Annotated in this window: 9 protein-coding genes and 1 pseudogene; 3 read left to right on the forward strand and 7 right to left on the reverse strand. The window is 33.8% G+C overall.

The window, feature by feature from the left end; all coding sequences use genetic code 11:
• Window positions 1-822, reverse strand: coding sequence for a ParA family protein (locus M014_RS0119985; RefSeq protein WP_026593276.1), 822 nt, complete (start codon window positions 820-822; stop codon window positions 1-3).
• Window positions 823-2452: 1630 nt separating this feature from the next.
• Between M014_RS0119985 and M014_RS0119990 the strand changes: the two genes are divergently transcribed.
• A complete protein-coding gene (locus tag M014_RS0119990) occupies window positions 2453-2869 on the forward strand; it encodes a YkvA family protein (protein ID WP_026593277.1) in 417 nt (138 codons plus the stop codon).
• A 211-nt stretch (window positions 2870-3080) separates the two neighbouring features.
• On the opposite strand, the gene M014_RS0119995 is transcribed toward M014_RS0119990, so the two are convergent.
• The gene (locus M014_RS0119995; protein ID WP_026593278.1) at window positions 3081-3386 is read right to left on the reverse strand and encodes a hypothetical protein; all 306 of its coding nucleotides are present in this window, start codon (window positions 3384-3386) and stop codon (window positions 3081-3083) included.
• Between the two features lie 65 nt (window positions 3387-3451).
• Here M014_RS0119995 and M014_RS29375 point away from each other — a divergent pair, with 65 nt between their 5' ends.
• Window positions 3452-3595, forward strand: a complete 144-nt coding sequence (locus tag M014_RS29375; RefSeq protein WP_155924355.1) for a hypothetical protein — start codon at window positions 3452-3454, stop codon at window positions 3593-3595.
• Between the two features lie 66 nt (window positions 3596-3661).
• Here M014_RS29375 and M014_RS28735 read toward each other — a convergent pair whose 3' ends face one another.
• From M014_RS28735 to M014_RS28740, 4 genes and pseudogenes are all read right to left on the reverse strand, one after another.
• Window positions 3662-3784 carry a YjcZ family sporulation protein gene (locus M014_RS28735; protein ID WP_081811100.1) on the reverse strand — a complete coding sequence of 41 codons (123 nt, stop codon included), beginning with the start codon at window positions 3782-3784 and terminating at the stop codon, window positions 3662-3664.
• 959 nt (window positions 3785-4743) lie between these two features.
• Window positions 4744-5022 (reverse strand): AbrB/MazE/SpoVT family DNA-binding domain-containing protein, encoded by a 279-nt coding sequence (locus M014_RS0120015; protein ID WP_026593279.1) that lies wholly within the window; start codon window positions 5020-5022, stop codon window positions 4744-4746.
• 921 nt (window positions 5023-5943) lie between these two features.
• On the reverse strand, window positions 5944-6882 hold the full coding sequence (locus M014_RS0120020; RefSeq protein WP_026593280.1) for an Rpn family recombination-promoting nuclease/putative transposase: 939 nt from the start codon (window positions 6880-6882) through the stop codon (window positions 5944-5946).
• Between the two features lie 74 nt (window positions 6883-6956).
• Window positions 6957-7196: pseudogene (locus tag M014_RS28740) on the reverse strand (recombinase family protein); the annotation flags it as partial.
• Window positions 7197-7332: 136 nt separating this feature from the next.
• On the opposite strand from M014_RS28740, the gene tnpB reads away from it, so the two are divergent.
• Window positions 7333-8460 carry an IS200/IS605 family element RNA-guided endonuclease TnpB gene (tnpB, locus tag M014_RS0120030; RefSeq protein WP_026593281.1) on the forward strand — a complete coding sequence of 376 codons (1128 nt, stop codon included), beginning with the start codon at window positions 7333-7335 and terminating at the stop codon, window positions 8458-8460.
• Window positions 8461-8818: 358 nt separating this feature from the next.
• Here the strand turns inward: tnpB and M014_RS30375 are convergent.
• Window positions 8819-8934: thiol-activated cytolysin C-terminal domain-containing protein (locus M014_RS30375; RefSeq protein WP_139265644.1), on the reverse strand; the 116-nt coding region annotated here is incomplete at its 5' end.

Here is an 8934-nt window from a genome sequence, read left to right on the forward strand (position 1 = left end):
TTACACACCAACCTTCATTTTTTCAAAAATATCAATTCGAGATAATAATTCATCGCTAATTTTTTCGTATAGTTCGATAACATTTAAATCATGTCTGTCTTTTTCTGTAATACCATTAACATCGAATCTTTTAATACGTTCCATCTGTGGAACAATATTTTCAAACAGGTTTTCTTCACCAAATATTTCACGAGCGTTTTCCATAATATACTCGTCCACTTTACCGTTGTTTTTTAACAGCACTGGAAGAATGCCTACAACTTCAATATCAAGATCATATTGTTCTTTTAACTTAATAAGCTCATTGACATAGTTTTCTGCACCAGTAAGAGAACGCTCTTGTGTTTGAAGTGCAATAAGAACGTAATCAGAAGCTACAACTGCATTTTTCGTAACTTCAATTGACATAGGAGGAACATCGATAAATATGTAATCATATTTATGTTTTATCTTTTTAAGTAATCCCTTAAAGTAGTGATCCTCTTCTTCTTCAGAAGAACATGTTTTATAAAGGAACTTTGCGAAGTCCTGGAAATCAACATAAGAAGGAATTAAATGTAAATTTTTCATAATTTCAACTTCTAAACCATCTAAGTTACCCTCTTGAATCCCCTTCATTAATGTTTTTTCAACAGTCACGATTTCATCGGGATTAAGAATAGATTTTGTGAGCATTAAAGATTTTGTAGCATTACTTTGCGGATCAAGATCAACAAGTAACGTACGCTTTCCTTTTTTCGCAACTTCATAAGAGTTCAATACAGCATTTGTGGTTTTACCGACTCCACCTTTGTAATTACCTACCGTAATTGTAATAGCCATTTTTAACACTCCAGTTATAGTTTTTGAAATTTCCCTATATCCCTTTATAGAAATAGGGAAAAATAGAAATAGGGAAATAGGGATATTTCTAACTATAGAAATAGGGATATTTCTATATCTTTAAAGAAATTATAACAATGATATTAGGGTTATGCAATAGAATCATAGAGTTAGTAATTAATAACAAAAACGTTGGTATCAAAAGATTCTTTTGATGTATGAAGTAGAGAGAGTTAAGAAATAAATATGTAATTTCGTAGAGAAGTTAGTAGGCACAAAAATCTCAAAAATAGGGAAATATAGATATAGGGAAAAGGGGAAATATCCCTATATCTATAAGTGGAAAAGGGGAAATAGGGAAATAGGGATATTATTAAGGGGGTTCGTAAATTCGCTGTTTACAAAGGATAAAGCTTGTTGTAACGTAGTACACAACAAGCAACATTCTACAAAACAAAACATAATTTGATACTTTACATAAATGAAAATCATGAAGATCGATAGAGCGGAATTAAAAACAATTGAATATGGACACAAAACAAAAAGCCACTCCCATATGCTAATGGCTACCAACCTTTAGCGGGAATGACTCTTCTAGCTAGTGTACCACCACTTGGCTAGAAATGAACTGCATTAACCGACAGTGTTTACGTTTAAGTAGTGTACCACCACTATCCTTAAACAATTATGCCTTTCGACTAGGCTTATTTGATATACCCATTTTATCTATGATTTGGCTAAAATTCAACTAGTAAATGCTAGAATTGTATTTTTTATAGTCAAAAGATATATAGGGCATCTCTAAACCTAGAAGTCTTGTGCATGTACAGGCAATTTAGGAATTGGAGATGCCTTTTTGTTTTTTGTTCGCGTGGAATTGCCTGAAACCACGTTAATAAAAACTGATAAGCCGTAATTACGTGCTGCTATACATTTAGCGGGAACGTGTTACGGCGTGGCTAGCTGTTGGTCGTGCAGGGGGTACAGAGTATACGCCTACAAGAACAGCACCCCTCACTGGAATCCTGTTCTTTTGGTGAGGGTGGGCGAGAACTTGCCCAGGGACGATTCTCTAAAAGGTTCGGGTGGTTATCGTTAGCATTATGGTGCTAGGGAGTACATTCAGTTTGTCGTGTAGGGACGATATTACAAGGACAAGCCATAGAAAAAGGGTGTATGCGGTGAAAATCGCTGAGTGAACAGGGTCTATACATACGGATACCTTATAAGTGACCGCATGACAAAAACAAAGACACTTATCCATCTATTTTGCCTGATTGCTTTTTTGTGATCTTTCAAAATAGGGGATAAATCTGCCTTCCAGCCGTGTTCCATAATCGTTCCCACATGATAAAAACCCTTAAACCCTTCAGTCAACATTAAATTCGAAGAAAAGATGAAAAATATAAGTTTTCATAAAACTTGGGGAAAATACTTGCTAGGATAGAGGAATAAATAAGGGAATTACCACTAACTTAGATAGAGGATAAGGTGAATGATGAAGCAATTAAATTAAGTGTCCTAGGGTTCATCTTCTTAAACCTTTTATTATTTGGATTACTATCTTTACTTAGTGGTATTTAGTAAAATTTGATTTGATACAATTAATTATAGACTGGGGGATTTGTTCATGGATTATTCAAAGGATAAATTAGAAGAGGAACTGACGAGATCTAGTAAACATTATTCAGATTCTAAGTTTTGGGATAAAGTGAAGAAGTATGGTAAAAAAGTAGGAGCTAATGTTGTTTATGCAGTTTTATTATTGTATTACACTCTTCAAAAAGATACTGTTCCAATAAAGACAAAAGGGATTATTCTTGGAGCTTTAGGTTATTTTATTTTTCCTTTAGATTTGATTCTAGATGCTATCCCAGTGGTTGGTTATGCAGATGACTTAGGTGCGTTAGGAATTGCTCTTATGCAAGTTGTTATGTATATTGATCAAGATGTTAAGGATTTGGCTAAAAATAAATTACAAGATTGGTTTGGGGAAGGTATAGATACTTCAGAAATAGATAATAAGTTGGTAGGTAATGAGGACTAGAGAAAACATTCTTTAGTTCTTTTTTTATTTAATTAATTTAGAATATACCCTATTTATTTTCGAAATTAATTTTATCAATTGGATATAGTACGTGAAATTACATATAAAAACTGTATTTTACTAGAGAGAAAATAGGATTTTACTGTTTTGCTAGAGGGGGACAAATAGATTATTATGAGGGTGAGAGTTTTTTATTGGGAAATAATTATTCTTATCCCCAATAAGCGACTTCATAATTTTGAATTTTATTTATTACAACGTAATGTCTTTGTTGTTTATTCTTTTTATCATATCCTGAGACTGTAATAAAGCCTTCGAGTTCTAAGTGTTCAATTTTGATATCGGTTACAACAAAATCTATATTCTCTTCTTTTTTCATGTGCTGTATTGCAACTTCAGTAGCTTTTTCTTTTATGATATTTCCATTATGAATAAATGATGCGGTCCAACCTATGGTTAGAGTTATAAGTGCTACAATGATTAAAATTATAACATTTTTCTTTTTTAATTTATCCATATTTACCCTCCATTAATGTTATTCTATATTTTAGAATATACTAAATTTTACAAGAGGGGAGTACTTTGAGTAATAAAGATACAGATCAAGTATTAGATTTAAGTTTTTATCGAATGGCTAAAGACGTGTATATGACAGATGAAGAATTAGGAACAGAAATTACAGTAAAAAATGCTGATATAGTGATCCCTATAATGAAAATAGTATAAAATCACAATTGCAGGGATTTTTTCATAAAGAAAAGACACTTATATAAGTGTCTTTTCTGATTGTTTTTAGCAAGCTCCGCCGAATCCGCCGCCCCAACAACTGCAACCAATGATAATTAGCAGGATGAACAGCACAATTAGTAAAGCAAATCCGCCTCCAAAGCCACCACAGCTTCCACCAAAGCCCATATTAGTTCCTCCTTTTAGTTAAGAGGGAAAACATAGGGATATATATGTGATTTCACGGTTAAGATTTATTTTATGTTGTTTCGATTTGATTGAGCAGGTCCTTTTAAAAAAAGAAAAGACACCCTAAGGCGCCTTTCTCCAACTTAAACCACTTCACTTTTAATAACATTTTTCCACAAATGTATCTCGCAAGGTTTATTTTACTATATTTATCTATATTGCTTATTGAGAAAAAAGAAAAAGCCCCTTAAATCAGAGCTTTTATGTTATGGTTAAGTTACTTAAATGATTATTTTCTTGCACATGTTATCCCCATTTGGGGTACAGCCGCATGCCCATTAATAATTATCTACTTAAACACCAGCATAAGAATTGTTGGTGTTTATGAGCCGAATTTGCGATTTTAAAAGACCCATATAGGGGTCACCATATCATTTTTGGAAAAAAAACTTATCTTGGCAGCATTTTTAAAAGATAAATACATGTTCAGAAAGATAAAATTCAAAGATTAATTGAACATTAATTTATGTACACACTTTATGAGGTACCGCCAGCATAAAAAAAAAACCACGCTAAGGGTATTTGATTTCTAATTTATGTTATATTAGAATCAATGCATATTGAAAAGGAGATATAAAATGAAATTTAGATTTATTACGATTATAATCGGTATTTTATTATTAGGTGGATGTTCTTCGGTTTCAAATAATTCAAGTACTTCAAGTAATCAAAGTGAGTCTTCTGTTGGTTTGAAATAAAGTTTGATTAAAAATATCCCGTGACCCGTGTTTGCTCACCATATACCTAGCCTTTATTTTGAGAAAAATCCAATCAAAATAAAGGCGTTTCGTTATATTTAGTAACTTACTTTTACAAAAAGTTTAATCAAAAATTCAAGACCTTATAAACAGTTCACCGCTATTTCAAAGCCACTAAAAAAGCTCCATGAAAGGAGCCAATTATTTCACAAGATTCTTCTGTAATTCCTCTATTATAAGCTCTGCACCTACCGGGCTTAGCGTAAGCTTTCCGTCTGCTAAAGCAATATTTTTATCATATACTTCTCCTGTTATTGCACACGCACCATGCGCTTCATATTTTTTTAGGATGATTTTTTCACCATCTACATAAATCTCTAATGGTGTCTTTTCTTCAATTTCCAGGGTGCGTCTTAACTCCATTGGTATAACGATACGTCCTAAATTATCTAATTTCCGAGTTACTCCTGTTGATTTCATGAAACCTCTCCCTTATATATTCTATAGCTCTATATTTCTCATACCCTATGCCATTTTCTCATTGTAACAGGCTTTTTCCGTACATGAAAAACATTATAATCCAAAAACTGACGATCAGAACAAAGATATTTTTACACTTTTGCTTAAAGGGGTCACCTTACATGCCCATCAACTTAAGAAATTAATTGTTCCCCCAAAACGAAAAAAATGAGCTGAATTCTATAAATAACTATTAAAAGGTGAAATTTTCATTTTTGGGTGGTTCCAAATCCTTAGCTTGATGAACATGGGGCCGTCCCAAAAGCCATGGAAAATTGGCTGAGGGATTTTGCCCCTTTATATGTCAAAAAAAACAAAAAGAAACCATCCATTGGTAAAATGAAAGTACCACTCACCACGCACAAAAGGAGAGGCAAGGGCTGCAATTAAGACAGTTTTTTCGGTTCTGTTGCAAAGTTTTCTAGAGTGTAGCTTCATGTAGAAAACTTTGTAACAGAACCTCAGTATGTCCAGGTTTTAGAGATTGTTTGTAATTGACCTGAAGTTTTTGCACCAGAACCCGATTCTGGGTATGAGGAGCCACTCTGGGATTTAATTACAAATCAAAAAAGAACTTTATTCAAGTTCTTTTAATCTACGATATAGAACTGCCTGACTCACTCCTGTGATTTGGCATATTGCCATAACAGTTTTATTGGAGCACGGCAACTACTTTGATATTAAGTCTGCAAATTAGAAAGCCATTATTCCCTCTTTGGGAGTCTTACAAATACCTGGTTTAGTAGTTACTAAATATCCTTTAAATGCCTACGTGACCATCGAACATCATTATACCATTACGGATCCTTCCCATCTTTAGTACAGTCAGCATAATAAAAAGCTTTGCGAAATTATTCGCAAAGCTTTTGTAATGACATGTAATTATAATAGTAATTTTCGTATCTCTTCTGTACTTAGACCAGTGAATTTTGCAATGTCTTCTAACGGCATACCATTCTTATGCATACCACAAATTAATTGGATTTTCCCTTGTTCTATGCCTTCTTCTCGCCCTTTTTGGATCCCCTTTTGAAGGCCTTTTTGAATCCCTTTTTCTAAACCTTCCTCTAAACCTTCTTCACGAGCGTGAGCCAACTTAGCCTGTTCATCAAGAAGTAGCTTCTCACGAGCCTCGTAGGCTGTTCGGAAAGAGGAGTCATGGCTCATATTTTCCCATTTATTTATTGCTTTTTGTAAAATTGGATCTTGATTCATTGCAATCTCCTCCAATGTTTGAGTTAAATGTTCATCTTCATGTGCTGGTAGTAATAACATCCATCGAACAAATGTATTTTCCCATGGGTTTACTTTTTCTTCACGCCACTGTTTGATCAATTTCGGTATCTCTACAAAATGGATTTCAATATCGTCACTTAATACCTGTTGCGATTTTGTATTCCATAATTGTCCGATGGTATGAAATGCTTCATCGTCAGAAAATAACATAAAATCTAATAAGTTAATGGTGATGGTTTTCCGAAGGGAACGATATGGCATCCCTTCTTGCATTTGGGACGTATAGAGTTTACTCCAATAATATAAAGATCGCTTTACCATATCATGTGTATTCCGAAGCTGAATTTCTATGTTTACTTGCGTCCCATTATCTAGTGTTGCTAATAAGTCTAATATTGATAACTTATCATCTTCATAAGATTTATGAAGATGAGGATCTTCTAGTTGTAGAGATTTAATAGGTACATCCAAAGACTCTTCTAAGATTGCGTTTAGAAATCCGGTTAATATCTCTTCATTCCCTTTTGTGCCGAATAACTGTTTAAAAGCAAAATCAATGCGTAAATTTACTAATTTTGTGGACATGGATTTCCTCTCCCTGTCTTACTTTTCTTATTATTATTTTATAATTAAACTCTCTATACAAGCAAATGCTACTTTTACCATTGTAGCTCCAATTCATCACAGTGCACATCTAACTCTGTAAAACAGTTTTGTAAATCCGCTTCAAAATCAATTGCACGAATTATACTATCTACCTTTTGTTCTAAATCTGAAATTGTGGTGTAAGGAACATAGAATATATACTTTCCCGAACGTTGTTCCATATTATATTGTGATATGAGAAAGGTTTCAATATTCTCTTGAACTTTCCCCTTTCCTCGTACAAATTTATCATGTTCCGCCAGAAGACTCCTTCCTCAAAAATACGAAGGTGTGAAACACCAATTTTAGGTGGGAGATGAATGGCGGTAGGCGTAAGCCTACGTTTTTTAGTATACTGTAGCTATCATACCAAAAAGTGAGGTGCAACCCATGTTAGTAAATAAGGCATATAAATTTCGTATCTATCCGAATAAGAAACAAGAAATATTAATTGCTAAAACGATTGGGTGCAGCCGCTTTGTATTTAACCATTTTCTTGCTCTTTGGAATGATACCTATAAAGAAACAGGAAAAGGATTAACCTATCCTTCTTGCTCTGCCGAGCTAACTCAATTAAAAAAGAAACAGGATACGATTTGGTTAAAAGAAGTCGATAGTATTGCCCTTCAATCCACATTAAAAAACCTCGCAGATGCTTTTTCACGTTTTTTCAAGAAACAGAATGATATTCCACGATTCAAGTCTAAAAAGAATAAAGTTCAGTCATACACAACCAAACAAACGAACGAAAATATTGCAATTGTAGGCAACAAAATGAAATTACCGAAACTTGGCATGGTTCGTTTTGCCAAAAGTCGTGAAGTAGAAAGTCGTATTTTAAATGCAACGATTCGACGCAACACAAGTGGTAGATACTTTGTATCTGTCCTTGTCGAAACAAAAGTACAAGAAATACCTAAAACTGAATCCAATTGTGGAATTGATGTTGGATTAAAAGATTTTGCTATTCTTTCTGATGGAACAACATACAAGAACCCTAAATTTTTCCGTATATTAGAAGAAAAGTTAGCGAGAGCACAGCGTATCCTTTCCAGAAGAACGAAAGGTTCTTCGAACTGGAATAAACAACGCGTGAAAGTTGCGAGAATCCATGAACATATTGCAAATACAAGAGCTGATTACTTACATAAACTCTCTACTGAAGTCATCAAAAACCAAGATGTCATCGGTATGGAAGACTTACAAGTCAGTAACATGCTCAAAAATGGAAAACTTGCAAAAGCGATTAGTGAAGTATCTTGGTCACAATTTCGAACTATGCTGGAATATAAAGCGAAATGGTATGGCAAACAAGTTGTGGTGGTATCTAAAACATTTGCCTCTAGTCAGTTATGTTCCAATTGTGGATACAAAAACAAAGATGTTAAAAACCTAACAATTCGTGAGTGGGATTGTCCTTCTTGTGACACACATCACCATAGAGATTGGAATGCAGCGCTCAATCTTAGAAACGAAGCAATTCGTCTCTTAACCGTAGGAACTACGGGGATAGCCTAATATCCATTAGAGTTCGATAGAACTCTGTACTTAGGAATCTCCCACTTCAAATAGTCCGTAAGGACGTTAAGTGGTGAGTAGTTCAAAAGAAATAAATGTGTTCTTAAAAGTATACTTTTACAGACGAGTTGAAGGGCTCACTTAAGACTACATACAACAAATCTAAAACGTACATTTTTAGGACATAGTTTCTAGAGTGAGTTTTTGTGGAAGTTTCCAGCAAAAAAACAGCGAAAATCGTTTGATATCAGATTGTTCAGAAAATACTTATTTTTGAGAGGTGATAGCTACAACAATTATATAGAGAAGTATGATATATTTGAAAAAGCGCCCTGTTTACAGGGCGCTTCACTTTTACCTAATGACTAATATTAGCACTTGGGTATAATGTTGTTCCTCCAATTGAAACTTTTATTTCATTTGTTAATGGAACATTTTGTTCATTAATAATTGTTCTCCACCATTCCCATGCAA

The organism is Bacillus sp. UNC437CL72CviS29 (assembly GCF_000482345.1).
Lineage (GTDB): Bacteria > Bacillota > Bacilli > Bacillales > Bacillaceae_G > Bacillus_A > Bacillus_A arachidis.